20 protein-coding genes and 1 pseudogene are annotated in these 16937 nt (G+C 70.2%); 11 read left to right on the top strand and 10 right to left on the bottom strand.

The window, feature by feature from the left end; genetic code table 11:
• Positions 1–62 precede the first annotated feature (62 nt).
• Positions 63–680, top strand: a complete 618-nt coding sequence (locus ACM26Y_RS21430; RefSeq protein ID WP_003939196.1) for a TetR/AcrR family transcriptional regulator — start codon at positions 63–65, stop codon at positions 678–680.
• Here ACM26Y_RS21430 and ACM26Y_RS21425 read toward each other — a convergent pair.
• Entirely contained in the window at positions 664–1728 is a 1065-nt protein-coding gene (locus tag ACM26Y_RS21425) for a TerC family protein (RefSeq protein WP_054371328.1), read from the bottom strand. The genes ACM26Y_RS21430 and ACM26Y_RS21425 overlap by 17 nt on opposite strands.
• Before the next feature lie 218 nt (positions 1729–1946).
• On the opposite strand from ACM26Y_RS21425, the pseudogene ACM26Y_RS21420 reads away from it, so the two are divergent.
• Together ACM26Y_RS21420 and ACM26Y_RS21415 are read left to right on the top strand one after the other, a co-directional pair.
• Positions 1947–2264 (top strand): annotated as a pseudogene (locus tag ACM26Y_RS21420) (helix-turn-helix transcriptional regulator).
• A gap of 61 nt (positions 2265–2325) precedes the next feature.
• On the top strand, positions 2326–3246 hold the full coding sequence (locus ACM26Y_RS21415; protein ID WP_371382183.1) for an alpha/beta fold hydrolase: 921 nt from the start codon (positions 2326–2328) through the stop codon (positions 3244–3246).
• Positions 3247–3405: 159 nt separating this feature from the next.
• Here ACM26Y_RS21415 and ACM26Y_RS21410 read toward each other — a convergent pair whose 3' ends face one another.
• Entirely contained in the window at positions 3406–3729 is a 324-nt protein-coding gene (locus ACM26Y_RS21410; RefSeq protein WP_003939192.1) for a hypothetical protein, read from the bottom strand.
• Between the two features lie 95 nt (positions 3730–3824).
• On the opposite strand from ACM26Y_RS21410, the gene ACM26Y_RS21405 reads away from it, so the two are divergent.
• Complete coding sequence (locus tag ACM26Y_RS21405) at positions 3825–5435, top strand: hypothetical protein (RefSeq protein WP_416061894.1); 1611 nt, start codon at positions 3825–3827, stop codon at positions 5433–5435.
• Here ACM26Y_RS21405 and ACM26Y_RS21400 read toward each other — a convergent pair whose 3' ends face one another.
• The 5 genes from ACM26Y_RS21400 to ACM26Y_RS21380 all read right to left on the bottom strand — a co-directional run bounded on the left by ACM26Y_RS21400 (position 5436) and on the right by ACM26Y_RS21380 (position 8567).
• Positions 5436–5729 (bottom strand): ANTAR domain-containing protein, encoded by a 294-nt coding sequence (locus ACM26Y_RS21400; protein WP_054371325.1) that lies wholly within the window; start codon positions 5727–5729, stop codon positions 5436–5438.
• A gap of 249 nt (positions 5730–5978) precedes the next feature.
• On the bottom strand, positions 5979–6617 hold the full coding sequence (locus ACM26Y_RS21395; RefSeq protein WP_003939189.1) for a dienelactone hydrolase family protein: 639 nt from the start codon (positions 6615–6617) through the stop codon (positions 5979–5981).
• Positions 6618–6627: 10 nt separating this feature from the next.
• Positions 6628–7008 (bottom strand): hypothetical protein, encoded by a 381-nt coding sequence (locus tag ACM26Y_RS21390; RefSeq protein WP_416061893.1) that lies wholly within the window; start codon positions 7006–7008, stop codon positions 6628–6630.
• A 73-nt stretch (positions 7009–7081) separates the two neighbouring features.
• A complete protein-coding gene (locus tag ACM26Y_RS21385; RefSeq protein ID WP_416063726.1) occupies positions 7082–7867 on the bottom strand; it encodes a pentapeptide repeat-containing protein in 786 nt (261 codons plus the stop codon).
• A gap of 82 nt (positions 7868–7949) precedes the next feature.
• Positions 7950–8567, bottom strand: a complete 618-nt coding sequence (locus tag ACM26Y_RS21380) for a TIGR03086 family metal-binding protein (protein WP_416061892.1) — start codon at positions 8565–8567, stop codon at positions 7950–7952.
• A gap of 432 nt (positions 8568–8999) precedes the next feature.
• Here ACM26Y_RS21380 and ACM26Y_RS21375 point away from each other — a divergent pair, with 432 nt between their 5' ends.
• Both ACM26Y_RS21375 and ACM26Y_RS21370 read left to right on the top strand, forming a co-directional pair.
• Positions 9000–9314 (top strand): MerR family transcriptional regulator, encoded by a 315-nt coding sequence (locus tag ACM26Y_RS21375; protein ID WP_003939185.1) that lies wholly within the window; start codon positions 9000–9002, stop codon positions 9312–9314.
• A gap of 404 nt (positions 9315–9718) precedes the next feature.
• A complete protein-coding gene (locus ACM26Y_RS21370; protein ID WP_416061891.1) occupies positions 9719–10657 on the top strand; it encodes a ScbA/BarX family gamma-butyrolactone biosynthesis protein in 939 nt (312 codons plus the stop codon).
• A gap of 17 nt (positions 10658–10674) precedes the next feature.
• On the opposite strand, the gene ACM26Y_RS21365 is transcribed toward ACM26Y_RS21370, so the two are convergent.
• Positions 10675–11319 carry a ScbR family autoregulator-binding transcription factor gene (locus ACM26Y_RS21365; protein WP_040784311.1) on the bottom strand — a complete coding sequence of 215 codons (645 nt, stop codon included), beginning with the start codon at positions 11317–11319 and terminating at the stop codon, positions 10675–10677.
• 80 nt (positions 11320–11399) lie between these two features.
• Between ACM26Y_RS21365 and ACM26Y_RS21360 the strand changes: the two genes are divergently transcribed.
• The 4 genes from ACM26Y_RS21360 (at position 11400) to ACM26Y_RS21345 (ending at position 14888) form a co-directional block, all read left to right on the top strand.
• A complete protein-coding gene (locus ACM26Y_RS21360; RefSeq protein WP_416063725.1) occupies positions 11400–12338 on the top strand; it encodes an NAD-dependent epimerase/dehydratase family protein in 939 nt (312 codons plus the stop codon).
• Positions 12339–12406: 68 nt separating this feature from the next.
• Positions 12407–13228, top strand: coding sequence for an SDR family NAD(P)-dependent oxidoreductase (locus tag ACM26Y_RS21355; protein WP_416061890.1), 822 nt, complete (start codon positions 12407–12409; stop codon positions 13226–13228).
• Between the two features lie 24 nt (positions 13229–13252).
• Positions 13253–14167 carry a TIGR03619 family F420-dependent LLM class oxidoreductase gene (locus ACM26Y_RS21350; RefSeq protein WP_416061889.1) on the top strand — a complete coding sequence of 305 codons (915 nt, stop codon included), beginning with the start codon at positions 13253–13255 and terminating at the stop codon, positions 14165–14167.
• A gap of 46 nt (positions 14168–14213) precedes the next feature.
• Positions 14214–14888, top strand: a complete 675-nt coding sequence (locus ACM26Y_RS21345) for a hypothetical protein (RefSeq protein ID WP_416061888.1) — start codon at positions 14214–14216, stop codon at positions 14886–14888.
• A gap of 37 nt (positions 14889–14925) precedes the next feature.
• Here ACM26Y_RS21345 and ACM26Y_RS21340 read toward each other — a convergent pair whose 3' ends face one another.
• Entirely contained in the window at positions 14926–15765 is an 840-nt protein-coding gene (locus ACM26Y_RS21340) for a class I SAM-dependent methyltransferase (RefSeq protein WP_416061887.1), read from the bottom strand.
• A 49-nt stretch (positions 15766–15814) separates the two neighbouring features.
• On the opposite strand from ACM26Y_RS21340, the gene ACM26Y_RS21335 reads away from it, so the two are divergent.
• Positions 15815–16399, top strand: a complete 585-nt coding sequence (locus ACM26Y_RS21335) for a helix-turn-helix domain-containing protein (RefSeq protein ID WP_416061886.1) — start codon at positions 15815–15817, stop codon at positions 16397–16399.
• A gap of 9 nt (positions 16400–16408) precedes the next feature.
• Here the strand turns inward: ACM26Y_RS21335 and ACM26Y_RS21330 are convergent, their stop codons facing one another.
• The gene (locus ACM26Y_RS21330; protein WP_416061885.1) at positions 16409–16933 is read right to left on the bottom strand and encodes a nuclear transport factor 2 family protein; all 525 of its coding nucleotides are present in this window, start codon (positions 16931–16933) and stop codon (positions 16409–16411) included.
• Between the last annotated feature and the right edge of the window lie 4 nt (positions 16934–16937).

Raw genomic sequence — 16937 nt, 5'->3', positions numbered from 1 at the left:
CATGAAGCTCTGTCAATTGACTGTAGCGTGGATCACAGACGGCGATCTGTCAAGATTCGACTATGGACCGGCCCAGTCGTCAGTACCGCGGAAAGAGTGCCGAGCAGCGCACGGCCGACCGCCGTGAGCAGTTGCTCGAGGCCGGTCTGACGGTGTTCGGCCGCGAGGGTGGGGACCGTGCCACCATGACCGCGATCTGCCAGGAGGCCGGGCTCACCGAACGGTACTTCTACGAGAGCTTCTCCGGCCGGGACGAACTGCTCGTGTGCGTCGTCGAGCGGATCGCCGACGAGATCCGGGAGCGCGCGCTGGCCGCACTCGCCGAGTCCGAGCGCGGGCCGGAGGAGCGCGCCCGCGCCGCCATCGCCGCGTTCGTCGCGGTCCTCACCGACGATCCGCGCAAGGGCCGGGTCGCCGTCGTCGAGTCCACGGGATCCGAGCCCGTGCGCGTCCGTCGCCGGGAACTGCTGCGCCAGTTCGCCGGCCTCGTCGCCGCCGAATCCCACGAGCTGTGGGGCGACCGCGCGTTGCAGCCGCCCCACGACCAGATCGCCGCGCTCCTGTTCGTCGGGGGTCTCGCCGAACTCACGACCGCCTGGCTCGGCGGCGAGATCGACGTGACCCCCGATCAGATCGTCGAGGCCGCGACCCGCCAGTACGCATTCACCGCCCACCGCTGAGGCTGTCGTCGCGTTCGGCCCGCTCTGCCCGCCGTCGCGTGCCCGGCATCCGCCACACGGGTTCGAGCGCCGCGGTCTCCTCGGCCGTGGCCACCCGGAACGGCGGCGTCGTGGGCGCCTCGAGGCTGCGACGGCCCTGGCCGCGCGTGGCGCGCAGGCTGGCGACGATCGACACGGTCAGGATCGTGGCGACGACACCCAGCGAGATCGGCGTCGGGATGTAGAACACGTCGATCTTGAGCAGCATCTTGATGCCGACCCACACCAGCACCAGCGCCAGCCCGATCTTCAGGTACACGAAGCGGTGGATCAGGTCGGCGAGCAGGAAGTACATCGCCCGCAGTCCGAGCACCGCGAATGCGTTGGCGGTGAAGACGAGGAACGGTTCGTCCGTGACCGCGAAGATGGCGGGGATCGAGTCGACCGCGAAGATGATGTCGGTGATCTCGATGAGGACGAGCACCGCGAGCAGCGGGGTGGCGAGCAGGGCGCCGCCGCGGCGGACGAGGAACTTCTGTCCGTGGTACGCGTCCGTCATCGGCACGTAGCGGCGGAACAGCCGCAGCGCCCGGGACTTCTCGGGATCGAGGTGCTCGTCGCGCTGCCGGATCATCCGGTAGCCGGTGTAGAGCAGGAACGCCGCGAACAGGTAGAGGATCCAGCCGAAGCTCGCGATGAGCACCGATCCCGCCGCGATGAACAGGCCGCGGAACACCAGGGCGCCGAGTACACCCAGGAACAGGACCCGGTGCTGGTACTCGCGCGGCACGGCGAAGTACGTCAGGATGATCGCCCAGACGAAGACGTTGTCGACGGCCAGCGACTTCTCGATCAGGTAGCCGGAGAAGTACTGCTGGCCGAACTCCGCGCCGTACTGCCACCAGATCAGCGCACCGAATCCGACACCGGTGCCGACCCAGAACACCGACCAGCCCGCGGCCTCGCGCACGCCGATCACGTGAGCACGCCGGTGCGCGAACAGATCCACGGCGAGCATCGCCACGATCGCGGCGAGCACCGCCGCCCACAACCACAACGGAACGGTCATCGGGACCACCCTTCAGCCTCGAAACGGCCGAAAGTCTTTCCCGGCTCCGGTGAGCCCGCTCCGCCGGGGAGCCGGTGAACGGCGCCCGAGTTGACGACGAAGCGCGGAGGGATACTCCCTTTCGCGAACTTAAATTAGTGAAGAGTATTTCTGGTTACTTGTCAAGAGGCGGGGTTGGCGTACACGAAGAGCGATACCGGAAATCGTGGTGCCCTGTGGTGCGGGTGAACTCCTCCGCCCGCCCGTCACTCACCGACAGCGAGGACCACCCCCGGGGCTGGACGTTCCTGACCAACCACGCGCACGTGCTGCTGTGTGTCGCGCGGGGCGGACACTCCACCGTCCGCGAGCTCGCGCAACGGATCGGGATCACCGAGCGCTCCGTGCAGACGATCTTCGCCGATCCGGTCGACGGCGGCTACCTCACCCGCATCCGGGTGGGCCGCCGCAGCACCTACTCGCTGAATCCGGAGGGCGGCTGCGGCATCCGCTCGAATCTGCACACCGTCGGCGAACTGATCGACGCGCTGCGCTGAGCGGAGGTGTCCGGCACGCGTCGTCACGGACACCTGCCTCGTGTGGCCACGGTCACGTGGCATGCTGGCGATCATGATCGACGTCGAACGTCCCAAACTGGAGGGCACCGTTGCGGTCGGAGGCGACCGCCGGATCGGATTCGCCGAGTTCGGATCGGCCCAGGGCCGCGCCGTGTTCTGGCTGCACGGCACCCCCGGGGCGCGCCGGCAGATCCCCGTCGAGGCACGCCGCTACGCTGAGCGCGAGCACGTCCGGCTCATCGGCCTCGACCGCCCCGGCATCGGCTCGTCGAGCCCGCACCGCTACGAGAACGTCCTCGCCTTCGCGGACGACCTGCAGATCGTCGCGGACACCCTGGGGGTGGACCGGATGGCGGTCGTCGGACTCTCCGGTGGCGGGCCCTACACCCTCGCCGCGGCGCACGCGATGCCCGAACGCGTCATGGCCGCCGCGGTACTCGGGGGTGTCGCACCCGTCGTCGGTCCCGACGCGATCAGCAGCGGCCTGATGCGGCTCGGCACGATGGTCGCACCGCTGCTCGCCGTGGCGGGTGTCCCCATCGGTATGGGCGTGACCTCGATCATCCGGGTCGTGCGTCCGTTCGCGTCGCCGATCATCGACCTGTACGGCCGGCTCTCTCCCGAGGCCGACCGGCAGTTGCTGGCCCGCCCCGAGTTCAAGGCGATGTTCCTCGACGATCTGCTCAACGGCAGCCGCAAGCAGATGGCCGCCCCCTTCGCCGACGTCGTGGTGTTCACGCGGGACTGGGGCTTCCGCCTCGAGGACGTCAAGGTGCCGGTCCGGTGGTGGCACGGCGACACCGACCACATCGTCCCCATGGAACACGGCCTCCACGTGGTGGGCCGGCTCCCCGACGCCCACTTCCACCACCTGCCGGGAGAGAGCCACCTCGGCGGTCTCGGCGTGTCCGAGGACATCCTCTCGACCGTCCTGCGGATCTGGGACGACGCCGACCGCTGACCCCTGGTGCCCAGTGGTGGCCCTGGTGGCCCTGGTGCCCGGTGGCCGTGCCCGTCGCCGTGACCGAATGTCACACCGCTTCGATGTGATCGAAGCGGTGTGACATTCGGTCGCCACAGCGACGGGGTGCGCACGGCGCGTGCGGCTCCCGCCGGCCGATCACAGCCACCGGCGGGGCGGCTTCTTCACCCACATGATCTTCTCGTCCGCGGCGGTGGGGGAGGCCGCGGGGTGGTCGGGGTGTTGCGCGGCCCAGGCCGACTTCTCGTCGAGCAGCCGAGCGACGAGCGTCCACGTCTCCATCGTGCGCGGCGGGTGCGCCCCGGCCGCCCGTGCCAGCTTCCGGCGCACGTCCTCGCTCAGGGCCAGCAACTCCTCCGCCGTGATGCCGCGATTCCACGCGAACCGGGCGAGGACGATCGCCTTTTCCCGACGGTTGCGGGCTGCCTCGTCGGTGTGCGCGAAGTCCTCGTCGGTGGCCATGCCCTACAGGATTGGCCGCCGGCCGTGCCGTTGACAACCCACCCCGCGCGGCTCACGCTCGGAGCAGGCGTAGCTGCGGCCCGGGGGAGGACGACATGCCGGTGACTCCGATCGAACTCCCGGACGGCACCCCCGAAGACGTGCGGAGGCGTGCGGCGTCGGCCCCCCGGGTGCCGGTGTCGGATCCCACGCTCGGGCGCGACGTGCGGGTCGACGCCCGCGGAGTCCCACCGCACCGGCTCGTCGCGATCGGGGATTCGGTGCTGCAGGGGTTCCAGAGCGGCGCCGTCTTCCACACCGACGTCTCGGTACCCGCGATCGTCGCCTACGAACTCGGCTGGCTGCGCCGGTTCCGCTACCCTCGCTACGCCGGCCCGGGCGGGTTGCCGCTCAACATCGAACTGCTTCTGCGCGACCTGGAGCGACGCTTCGGGTCCTCGGTGAATGTGTGGGAGACACCCCTCGCGCTGTTCGCCGTGCGTGCGCTGATGGACGAGGTGGAGGACTACTGGGAGCGCGGACCCGGTCTGGCCGCGCCGGTGCCCGCGACGTACCGGCACAACCTGTCCTGCTTCGGCTGGGACCTGCGCGACGCCCTCAGCAAGACCGCCGCGACGTGCGAGGCGGCGATCGCCACGCCGAAGGACGACCTGCTCGACCAGATCGTGCAGAACAACGGCGAGCGGGCCGCGTTGCGGGTGTATCCACGCTGGAGCGACGACGTGAAGGCGATGACGGTGTTCGACGCGGCCGCGGCCCTCGGCGACGACCACGACGACACGACCGAAGCCGGGATCGAGACGCTGGTGGTCTTCCTCGGCTCCAACAACGCGCTCGGGACGGTCACGGACCTGCGCATCGCGTGGAGCGGTCCCGACTTCCGTGACCTCACCGCGAAGGACGCCTACACCATCTGGCGACCAGGGCACTTCGCGTCCGAGTTCGCGGAGGTGGTCGATCGGGTGGCGGCGATCCGGGCGCGGCACGTCGTGTGGTGCACGATTCCCCACGTCACCATCGCCCCGATCGCCAAGGGACTCGGCCACAAGATGGAACCGGGTTCGCCCTACTTCCCGTACTACACCCGCCCGTGGATCGAGGAGTCCCGGTTCGATCCCGCCCAGGACGAGCACATCACGGGAGCCGGGGCGTACTCGGTGGACGTCGCGATCGACCTCTACAACGAGCACATCGAGCAGGCAGTGGTCGACGCGCGCGCCGGAGCACACGGGCCGGCACGGGACTGGTATCTGCTGGACGTGGCCGGTCTGCTCGAGCGTCTCGCGTCCCGGCGCTTCGTCACGGACGTCGGTGCCCGTCCGGCGTGGTGGACGCCCTATCCGCTTCCACCCGCGCTCGCCGCGCTCGACCCCGTACCCGATTCGCGGTTCCTGACGGCCGACGGCCGAGGCGGTCGGGCCGCGGGCGGGCTGTTCTCCCTCGACGGTGTGCACCCGACGACGGTGGCGAACGGGATCCTCGCGCAGGAACTGATCAACGTGATGCGTCGCGCAGGGGTGCAGTTCCACCACGCCAACGGCGGCGTACGCCCCGATCCGGTGACGGTGGACTTCGAGCGGTTGATCCGCAGGGACACCCTCGTGCGGACGCCCCCGGGGAACATCGACTCGACGCTCGGCATTCTCGCGTGGGCGGACGAGGTCGGTGACCTCGTCCGTCGCACGCTCAGCTTCCGCGTCAGGTGATCAGTTCTCGACGGTGGTGGCCCGCCGGGTGATCAGCGCACCCCACAGTTCGGTCGCGACGGTGTGGGCGCGCCGGTGCGCCGGAACCGTATCGGGAGTGGTGGTCAGGTCGGTGAGGGCTTCGCACAGGTCGACGATGTCGACGTGGAAACGCATCGAGGCGTCGAGCAGTTCGTCGAACGCCTGGTCTTCGCTGTAGGAGCGGCCCCGCGCGGCGCGGAGCAGGGTCTGCGCGGTGTCGAGTGCCGTCAGGCGTCGTACCGCAGGGATGTCACGGTGTGCTTCGATCGTCAATTGTCCGCCTCTGAGGTGTCGCCACTGGGCGTGTGTCAACTCGTTGTCGTTCGGGTACCCCGCCGGTTCGGCAACTACCCGCTCTTGTGTCCTCCGTCACAGTACGAGGACTGCGTCGTCGTGTCCACCGTACCCGTGTTTACCCAGCGCAGGCCGGTGACGCGGAGCCGGGCCCTGGGCATTCCGTCTTCGATGTCCGAATTCGTCGCAGCTGCACGGGTTTCCGACATCGTGTATGTTGCGCGCCGCTCAGGTCGAAGGATGGTGGTCGAGGAACCAGTCCCGCGCCTGCTGCGCCACGACCTCGAGCGTGCCGGGTTCCTCGAACAGGTGCGTCGCCCCGCGCACGATCCGCAGGTCGTGTTCGCACCGCATGGCCGCGGCGGCCTGCCGGTTCAGTTCGATCACCGTGCGGTCCAGGCCGCCGACGAGCATGAGCGTGGGGGCGCGGACCCGGCCGAGCCGGGGCATCGCGAGATCGGGTCGCCCGCCCCGGGAGACGACGGCGGCGATCTCCCGGTCCGGATCCGCGGCGGCCCACAGCGCCGCGGCAGCACCCGTGCTGGCCCCGAAGTAACCGATCCACCCGGCCTCCGTGCGGACGAGGTCGGTCACTTCGCCGAGCCGGCCCGCGAGCAACTCGATGTCGAAGACGAGATTGCGGTCGCCCTCCTCGCCGGCCGTCAGCAGGTCGAACAGCAGCGTGCCCAGACCGGCGGCGTTCAGTTCCCCGGCGACGTACCGGTTGCGCGGGCTGAACCGGCTGCTGCCGCTACCGTGCACGAAGATCACCAGGCCGTCCGAGCCGGCGGGAACGGTCAGGGTGCCGGCCAGGGCCACGTCGCGAAGCTCGAGCTCGACGTCTCGCGCGCTGTCGGCGGTGCTCATCGGGGTCGGCTCAGGCGAGGGTGACCGTGCGGGTGTGCGAGCGGACCGCGTCCTGCAGGTCCTGGCGCGACAGGGTGTGCGGGCCGCACGCGCAGCGCGCGGGCACGTCGTCGTCCTCGAACTGCGTCGTCTCGAGGGTGTCGACGAATTCGGACCCGAGGGCGCCGCCGTGGTGTGCGGTCTCGGAGCGGTCGCGATTGCCGTGCGCCGTCGGCCCACCGCCGGCGACGAGCACCGGCCCCTCCGGGGTGCGGTAGACGGTGGCGACGTTGTGGCTGGCGGGGCACTTCACGCGGACGAGGGCGTGGTCACTGCGCTGGGTGCCCAGCGAATCGACGGCAGCACGAGCCATCCGGCGGCGGTCTGTGGGAAGGAGGTCGGGGATGTTCATGGCACCTATTGCACACCCGATCGCGGCCGGATCGAGGGCTTTCGACGGCAACGGGCCCGATTCGCCCGTTGCGCTACCAGTGCTTCGGTGTGGTCACTGTGGCGGGCAGCCGGGTACGGCCGTCGCCCCGCGCGGAGTCGAGCTGGGACTGGACGAGGAACAGGCTGCCGGTGAGGTCGGCGCCGCGCAGATCCGCGTCCCTCAGGTCGGCGCCGATGAGGTCGGCGCGGCGCAGGTCGGCCTCGCGCAGGTCCGCGGCGACGAGGAGGGCGCCCCGCAGATTCGCGCCGTGCAGGTTCGCCCGCCGGAGCCTCGCGCCGACCAGGTCCGCGCCGCGGCGGTTCTTCCTGCGGCCGGGCACGGCGGCCCGGGCGAGTTCGCTCGCATGCAACAGCAGGGTGTTGATCTGCTGCCGATGCGCCGCGACGTCGAGGCGGGCGAGGGTGTCGGCGTCGCCGTTGCTCAGCCGGTCGGTCGCGGCCCGCGCAGCGCGCAGGTCCGCGCGGATCGGCCCGGAGGTGGGCAGTGCGGCCGCCTCGTCGAGATACCACAGCAGCTCGTGCAGTTGGCGCACGACGGGGAAGACGTCGAACATCTTCCGGGCCAGCTGCGGCGAGCGCCGCCAGTCCTCCCCGCCGAAGGTGACCTGTGAAACCTTCTGCCCCGCACCGAAGCAGTCGTAGACGGTGCATCCGGTGAAGCCCCGGGCCCGCAGGTCCCGGTGGATGCCGCATCGGAAGTCGTCCTGCAGGTTCGGGCAGGGCCGGCCCGCGTCCTTGTCGATCGCGAAGTCCGACGATGCGGCGAACGGCAGAGCTACGCAACACAATCCGAAGCAGTCGGCGCAGTCGGCCAGCAGTTCCGGGCGGGGAAAGGAGCGGTCGGGCAAGGGATACGTGTCCTTCTCGGCGGGCGGACGGTGATCGGTGCGCCCGCCGAGCCTAGTCCGGACCGTCGTGCGGGGTCCCTTCCGGGCGGTCGTGGGGTGGACGCCACGACGGGTCACGTCCGCTGAGCCCGATCAAGCGATCGAGGTCCGGGGCGTCGTCGGGAACCGCGACGGCCGGCCCGAAGAGCCCGCCGGCTGCGCGCTCCTCGTCGGTGGTCGCGGCGACGAACGTCAGGCACGCGGCCAGCGCGGCAGGATCGCAGGAGAACTCCTGGTCGCTGGCAGTGGCGATGTCCCAGCCGTGGATCACGAGTTCGTCGAGCGCCACGATTCCCGCGACGTATCCGGGCAGGTCGATGCCGCCGGCCCGGGTGGTTCCGGTCCATGCGCCGGGGTCGTGCCACGCCTCGGCGAGGGCGAGGACCTGGGCGGGAATTCTGGTGTGCCAGTCGTCGCCGAGTCGGGAGGCATCCGCAGACGGTCTGTGGTCGGCGACAGCCTTCGTCGCGGCGGCGGTGAACGCCAGGGACAGTCCGCCCACGTGATCCACCAGGTCTCCGAGGGTGGTGCCCGCGCACGGGGTGGGACGCGCCAGTTGTTCGTGCGTGAGCGCGCCGACGAGCCGTGCCATCTCGTGGGCGGCCGGTGCCAGGTCGAGGATCTCGGACATGAGCGTTCCTTTCGGCGGCGGTGCGCTCATGGTGCCGCACCGGTCCGACAGGATCGGAGGGCGGTCTCGCGTCGGCCGGAAAAACCTGCAGTCGCAGCGGTAGACTTTCGGTAGCGAGGCCGATAACATCGAGGGCGTCAACGCGAAGGATCCGGAAGAGGGGCAACCGACGGGTTGCCGGCGAAGTTGCAGAGGGGGGTGGAGCCGCACTCGGTTCTGCGGCTCCACCCCGACGACGCGACGGGGCGGACTCTGGGAGGCCGACCACGTCGCCACCGGAGAGCAGAGCGAGAGGCTGGTGATGCGTATCCATCGGGATTGCGAACTCGTATATGTCATTTCCTCGTGCCGGTCGAGGCCGGCATTGTCATAACCGTCACGAACCCCGGCGCTGCACGTGCCGGGGTTCCCTCTCGTAGCAACGAAGGGCACGTGGATCCCACCGACGACCGCGCTCCCGCGGTCACCAACGAACTCGACAACGACGACTACCCTGCCTTCAGCATGGGCCGCGCCGCTGCGGCGCTCGGCGTCACTCCCGCCTTCCTCCGCAGCCTCGACGCCCCCGGCCTCGTGGTTCCGCACCGTTCCGAGGGGGGCCACCGCCGCTACTCCCGCAACCAGCTCCGGATCGTCGCGCGGGTGCGGGAACTGGTCGACAGCGGCACGGCGGTGGACGCGGCGTGCCGTATCGTCGGCCTCGAGGACCAGCTCGCCGAAGCGCGGAGCCGGATCCCGACCAAGTAGAGCGCCAGGTTCCGGCCGGGTCGGTGCGGGCACAGACACGATGCGGGTACAGAAACGATGCGGGTACAGAAACGATGCGGGTACGGACACGCCTCCGCGCCGCTGGGACTACCCCTCGTATAGTCCCGGCGGCGCGGAGGTGCTGTGATTTCGGGTCGATCGGGAACACCCCTCCGCGTGCTCCATGACCGACCCTTTTTGTTTCCCGACTGCACTACACATTAGCATAAACCGGTCGATCGGTTTGTCGAGTTCGAAGAATTCATCCGAGCGATCGACGGGGGACGGAAGCTGTTCGCCACCGGCGTGCCGGCTACCGGACTCGAGCGTGTCCCGATTCGTCCCGGTCGTCTATAGTCCCTCGATAAAAGCAGTCCGGCCGGTTTGCAATGAAAGAAGCGACAATGACCGTGGATGCGGACGCAGTACCCCGGAACAGTCCCGTCCTCGGTTTCGAGTCGACGGTGCCCAGGCGGTACGTCCATCGGCAATCGGTGTCGGAGGTGTTCCTGACGGACTGCACGTCCGTCGGCGTCGCCCATCGGTTCCTTCTGGGTGCGCAATGGCCGCGGCTGCACGGCTTCTACCGGACCGACACCGGTCGCTACGACGCCATGCTGATCGCCGAGACTCTACGCCAGACGGCAATCTACTTGGGGCACACTCAGTATCGTGTGCCGCTCGGCCATCCGTTCGTCATGCAGACCCTGCGGGTGGACGCGGCGGTGGACGCGCTGGCCATCGGGGCCGGAGCCGCAGAGGTCGTGCTCGACGCCTCCCTCGACGACCCGGTCCATCGCGGCGGGTTGCTCTCCCAGTTCGATCTCACGGTGGTGTTCACCGTCGACGGACAGCGGGTGGGTACGGGTGAGGGGGTGGCCAACGTCCTCACCCCGGACGCCTACCAGCGGCTGCGCTGGAACGGCGCCGGCCCCCGCCGGATCGGGGATCCCGTGTGCCCTCCGCCGATTTCCCCTGGCGTCGTCGGCCAGTCCCGGCCCGTGGATGTCGTACTCGGTCCGCAGTACGCCGAGAACCGCTGGCGCCTGCGGGTCGACGATCGGCACCCCGTGCTGTTCGACCATCCCAGTGATCACGTCCCCGGAATGCTGCTCCTCGAAGCGTTCCGCCAGAGTGCCCGGGCCGCGTGCGGTTACCCGCACGCCGACATCGCGCTCGTCGAGGCCACCTACCACCGGTTCGTCGAACTGGACGAGCCTGCAAACGTGGTGGCGCGGACCGATCCGCACGATTCCTGGACCGTGCACACCACCGTCGAGCAGTGGGGCGAGGTACTGGCGAGCGGTGTCGTGCGGCTCGCACCGGACCGGTCGCGATGCTGACCGCCGGCGACCGTCGTTCAGTCGCCGGACGGCGGTGTCCAGCGAGCCGCGCGGATCCGCGGGATCTCACCGTGGCGGTCGGCGGGCATCACGGCGGGCAGCAGCAGGATCCACATCTCGTCGAGGCGCTGCTCGAGATCCTGCCGGTGGGTGAGGACGTTGGACACGAGCTGGACACCGTTGTAGGCGGAGATCACGAACCGGGCCAGCATGGCCGCGTCGATCGTGTCGAGGATGTCGCCCTGGGCGATCGCCTGCTCGGTGAGCTTTTCGCAGGCGGCTATCCAGTCCAGGTACGGACCGGTGGGCCCGTTGGTGGCACTGAGTTCGAGGGTCAGACGGATTCCGGCCCGCACGATCGGCTCGTCGATCATCTGGCGCGCCATCTCGTGCGAGAGCATCACGATCTGCTCCAGCGCGGAAATGTCGAGGTTCGCGATGGCCTCGACCGCGGCGATCGAGATGCGATGCTGCTCCTCGATCACGACCTGCGCGAGCTCGTCCTTCGACCGGAAGTGGAAGTAGAGCGCACCCTTGGTGATACCCGAGCTCTCGACGATCGCGCCCAGGCTTGCGCCCTCGTAGCCCGACCGTTCGAAGTTCTCTGCCGCGCCCAGGACGATCTGCTGCCTGGTAGCCACCGCCCGCGCTTGCTGAGCCATCCGTCCTCACTCCGTTCCCACCCTGTGTTCCGACGAGGTGCATCGTGACGAACCCCATCGGGTTTCCCCCACCCGGCCGAATGGTACCCGCCGCCACGGAGTGCCGCCGTGACGAACCTTCGGTGCGACACCCGCGGATCGCGGTGATCGGCGCGACCGGCTTCGTCGGCGGCGCCGTGCTGACGGGGCTCGCGGAGTCCGGCGTGCCCTGCACGGGCGTCGCGCGACGGCCCGACGACGTGCCTGCCGCGGCAACGCGGAGGATCGCGGCGGACCTGACCGAACCGTCGTCCCTCGGCGCCGTGATCGCCGCCGCCGACGTGATCGTGCACGCGGCCTCGTACACCGGATCGGACCCGCAGACGTGCGACGAGGTGAACCGTGCCGGGACCGAGAACCTGCTGGCGGCATCGACCCGGCAGCACCGGCCCCACGTGATCTACGTCAGCACGATCGGGGTCTACGGCCCGGGCCCGCACCGCGGGGTCGCCGAGGACGCCGTCGAGCCGAACCCGGTCTCGGCGCTCAGTGCGAGCCGGCTCGCGGCCGAGCTGGCCGTGCGGGACTACGGGGGCACCGTGGTGCGCGCCGCCTTCGTCCACGGACCCGGAGACCGCTGGTTCGTGCCCGGAATCGCGCAGATCCTCTCTCGTCTCGGCGCATGGGTCGAGGACGGTCGTCCACTGCTGTCGGTGATCTCGGTCGGCGATCTCGGCCGCCTGATCGCGGCACTCGCGGTTCGCGGTACCCGTCCCGGGCCCGGTGGCGCTGTCCTGCATGCCGCCCATCCCGAGCCGGTGAGTGTGCGGGCACTCGCCTCGGCCGTCGCGCGCGAAGCCGGATTCGACCTGCCCCGCACCAGTCTCGGGTACGACGAGGCCGTGGCCGTCGCGGCGGAGCGGGGACTGACCGAGCGGCACATCGATCTCGCCGGCCACGACCACTACTACGACGCGACGCGGATCTGGCGGGAGACCGGGCTGCGCGTGCCACCGCAGGCCTTCGGTCCGCAGGGGTAGCCCGGCGCCGTTCCCGGCCAACGGGAACGGCCTGATGCCGGCGGGGTGGGACGGCTACCGTCGCGGCGATGACCCCCGTGCCGACCTCGAACAATCCGTCGCATCCCTTGCTGTCCGGACGGACCGCGCTCGTCACCGGAGGAGCGAACGGCATCGGCGCGGCCGTCGTGCGGCTGTTCGCCGAGCACGGCGCCCACGTCGTCCTCGTCGACACCGATCGCCGGGCGGCCGAGCGGCTCGCCGCCGAAGTCCCCGGCGCGGTACCGATCGTCGGAGACGCAGCGGACCCGGCCGTCGCGACGGAGGCGGCCGGCCATTACCCGGACGTGCTCGTCAACAACGTCGGCGACTTCCTCCGCGCCGCGACGCCCTTCGCGGAAGCCGACGAGTCCGAGTGGGAAGCCCTCGCCCGCGTCAACCTCGACCACGCCCTGCGGATGACCCGCGCCGTCCTTCCCGGCATGATCGACCGGGGGCGGGGCGGTTCCGTCGTCAACGTCACCACGGTCGAGGCACACCGGGGCATTCCCGGGCACGTCGTGTACGGCACGTACAAGGCCGGGCTGCGGCACTTCACCCGCAGTCTCGCAGTCGAGGTCGGCCGGCACGGCATCCGGGTGAACGCGATCGCACCCGACCTGATCGAGACGCCGCAGGTGCCGTACGAGCGGCTCGTGCCCGAGGAGGACCGGCACCGCTGGCCGGGCTGGGCGCCGCTCGGCGGCCCGGGCCGGCCCGAGGACGTCGCTGGACCGGCCCTGTTCCTCGCGTCCGACCTCTCCCGCTACATGACGGGGTCCACGCTGCACGTCGACGGCGGCAGCTACGCGGCCGGCGGGTGGTTCGCCCGCCCAGACGGGTCGTGGACCAATCGTCCCCTGGCGCCCTGACCCCTCCCCCGAAGGACCTTTCGCGTGAACTCTCCCACCCTGAGCGTCAATCTCCCCAACTTCGGCGACGTGCTGGCCCGCGACAACTACGCCCACCTCCTGGACGTCGCGGTCCGCGCGGAGGAGAGCGGGGTGGACCGGGTCAACGTCACCGACCACGTCGTGATGGGAGCCGACACCTCCGGTTACGCGTGGGGACCGTTCGCCACCGAACCGGATGCCGTGTGGCTCGAACCCATGACCGTCCTCGCGGTGATCGCCGGCCGGACCCGCACGATCCGCCTCGGCACCGGCGTGATCATCGCGGCGTTGCGGGGCGCGGCCGTGCTCGCCAAGACCGCGGCCACCCTGGACCACCTGTCGGGTGGGCGGCTCGATCTCGGCGTCGGAACCGGCTGGCAGGAGAAGGAATACGAGGCGGCCGGGTTGAGCTTCCGCGATCGTGGGCCGCTGCTCGACGACACGCTCGCCGCCTGCCGGGCCCTGTGGGCGCACGCCCCGGCTTCGGTGCAGCGCCCCAGCGTCGCCTTCACCGACGTGTACTGCTCGCCGCGCCCGGGGGACCGGCGGATCCCGGTCTGGGTCTCGGGGTCGTTGTCGAAGCCGGTGATCCGCCGGCTCGCCCGGTGGGGCGACGGGTGGATTCCCATCATGGGTGCCGGACCGGACGAGCTGCAGCGGGGCCGCGACCTGCTCCGTGCCGCGCTCGAAGGGGAGGAGCGCGATCCCGAGGACCTGCAGATTCGCGGGCGACTGCAGGTGGTGCACGAGACGAGCGGCGAGATCGCCGTGCCGGAGACCGCGCGAGCGATGAAGGAGCTTCTCGCCGTCGGAGTCACCGATGTGATGGTCCCGCTGACCATGCTGCATCCCGATCCGGACCGGGCCGCGGACCGGCTCGCGACGCTCGTCACGGTGCTGCGGGAGGCGGCGGCCTAGAGCGATGGTCCCGCCATGACCGGTGGTGCGGTGGCATCATGCCGGGGTGGAACGTGCATGGATGCAGCCGCTCGCCGAACTGGGCGCGGGCACTGTCACCGCGCTGGTTCCCGACACCCTCGTCGACCTCCTCGGCCGCGGCCTCGCCCTCCGGTACGCGGGCCGTCCGATCGAGAAGACCGTGCAGGGAGTGCCGCTGCGTGCCGTCGTCGACGGCGTCCGGATCCGCCGTGACCGCGCGCATCTCCGTGCCCGTGTCCGGCTGAACGATCTCGACTGGGACGATCGGCGCATCGACAGCCTGACGGTGACCGCCCACGGGCTGCGGATCGTGCCGGGCCTGCCCACCCGGATCAGCGCGGCGCGTCTCGACGTGCAGGGCATCGCGCCGATCACCGTCGTGCTGGACTGGTTCAACTCCCTCGACACGCCGTGGCGGTTGAGCGACGGGGACGACATCCGCGCCGATCATCGTCGGCTGAACGTCAGCGCCCTCGTGGACGGGGCGGTCGTCGACGACGTCGCCTACGTGGAGTTGCTGCGCCTGCGCTGCTACGGTCTGCTCGTGCCGGTCGTGGCGGCTCGGCGAGTCCCGTTGCCGCCGTTGCCCACCGGGATCCGCAAGGTCCACGCCGCCAGACGGGGTGACGACGTGCTGTTCGGTTTCGAGATCGCGGACGTCGCGGGAGTGCTGCCCTTCGGGGACAGGCCACGCAGGTAGTCGCGCAATGTTCGCCGTCCGAACCGGACGGTGTCGGTCAGGGCCGCCGGGCAGCCCACGCCGTGCGGACACTGCGGACCGTCAGGTCCGGTCGCCGCGCCAGGTGTTCGGGGCTGCCGGGTGACAGCAGACGATCGAGACGGCCGAGGTCGTCCCTGTCCAGTCGATCGTCGAGCGCCTCACGGATGCGCGCCAGGTAGGTCGACGCATACCGCACCGTATTCGGGTGCGCCGCAGTGGCTTCCGTCGTGAACCGTCGCCGGCCGACGGCCTCGAATCCGGCGCGCTCGAGATGGGCCTGCCAATCGGGATGGGCGTTCCACCCCGCCTCCTCGAGCGCCCGAAGGCAGCGCTCCTCGAGACCGGGCCGGTCCCGTCCGGTGTCGTCGGGCAGAAAGCGCGGCAGTTCGTCCATCTCGACGACGACGAGCAGTCCGCCGGACGTCAGGCCGGTGTGGAGGTCGCGCAGCACCCGGGCGGGGTCGGCGACCTCGTGCAGCGACGACGCCGCCCATGCGAGGTCGATCTCGTCGACCGGAATCCCGGTGGTGTCCAGGTCGGCCAGGACGGTCCGGATACGTTCGGCGACACCGTGTTCGCGAGCGGCGGTGCGCACGCGGTCGAGCATCGATGCCGACCGGTCGATCGCGACGATCTCCGCGTCGGGGAATCGGCGGGCCAGGGCCACGCTGCCGGTTCCGGTTCCTGCCCCCACGTCGGCGATCAGCCGGGGACGGGCCGGGGCGTACGGTTCGGCCCACGCCGTCACCTCGTCCAGATACGCGCCGAGCACCTCGGCGTCGAGGTCGAGGAGGTCCGCCAGCCCGGCCTCGTGATGCGTGTGCGGGTGATCCGGAGAGTGGGAGTGGTGCGCCATGTCGCCCACGGTAGCGGGCGTAGTGCCGAGAACGCATACCATCTTGCGTATGACGCAAGATCTGGACGCCGTGATCCGCCGCCGCATCCGCAGCCTGCGCCTGGCCCGCGGCTGGTCGCTCGATTCGCTGGCCGCCCGCTGCCGGCTCAGCCCGTCGACGCTGAGCCGCATCGAGACCGGCAACCGCCGGATCGCTCTCGATCAACTGGTGCCCCTCGCCCGGGCCCTGGGCACCACGCTCGATCAGCTCGTCGAATCCGCCGAAGACGAGGACGTGGTGATCCGGCCGCAGCCCGAGCACATGCCCGGCGTGACGACGTGGCTACTGTCCCGGGAACGTGCCCTGCACGGCGTGACGGTGGCGAAGATGCGGATCACCCCCGACCGGCCCACCGGAACCGGTGCGGCGGCGGTGCATCCGGGCCGCGAGTGGTTCACCGTGCTCTCCGGCATCGCCCGGCTGCAGCTGGGCGAGCGGACGATGCTGGTGCGGACCGGGGAGGCCGCCGCGTTCTCGACGATGGTCCCGCACGTCATCGGTGCCCACGACGGCCCGGTGGAGATTCTCACGATCTTCGACCACGACGGCGAGCGTGCCCACCTCCACGGTGAGCACGGCTCGTCGCGGCCGTGACGCCGGCGGCTACAGCGGCTTCAGAAAGTCGAAGAAGCCGGGCGTGTGCACCTGCCGCAGCCGGGTGAGCTTGCGGTAGCTGATCAACCACACACCGTCGACCTTGCGGTACCGCTCGTGGTAGTGGCCCCAGCCGTGCAGGTGTTCCTCGACGGTCCCGTTCGTCCACCACAGTTCGTCCTCCATCGCCCAGACGCCGGTCGCGGTGGTGTCACCGGTGAGGGTGATCTCGGGATTGTGACCGTGGTGCGCACTGGTGACCGGAGTGCCTCCGTCGAGCAGGTTCTCGATGGCGCGACGCAACGGTTCGCGGCCCACCACCCGATTGGACTGCCCACCGGTGCGCGGCTGGGTGTCCTCGGGCAGGCCGCCCCAGGTCTCGCTCACCACGTCCTCGGTGTGCAGCGTAGGGTACAGATCCCACTGCTTGGTGTCCATCACCCGCAGCCGTGCGGCGAAGAGCCGTTTGATCTCCTCGACGGCCAGCAGTTGTTCCGCGGCGCTCAGGGTCAGGGCCGGTTCCGTCTGTGTCACGAAG

The sequence above is a fragment of the Rhodococcus indonesiensis genome, from assembly GCF_047782815.1.
Classification (GTDB): Bacteria; Actinomycetota; Actinomycetes; order Mycobacteriales; family Mycobacteriaceae; genus Rhodococcus; species Rhodococcus indonesiensis.
The sequence above is the reverse complement of the archived record's forward strand: the minus strand, read 5'-3'. Positions and strand labels throughout refer to the sequence as shown.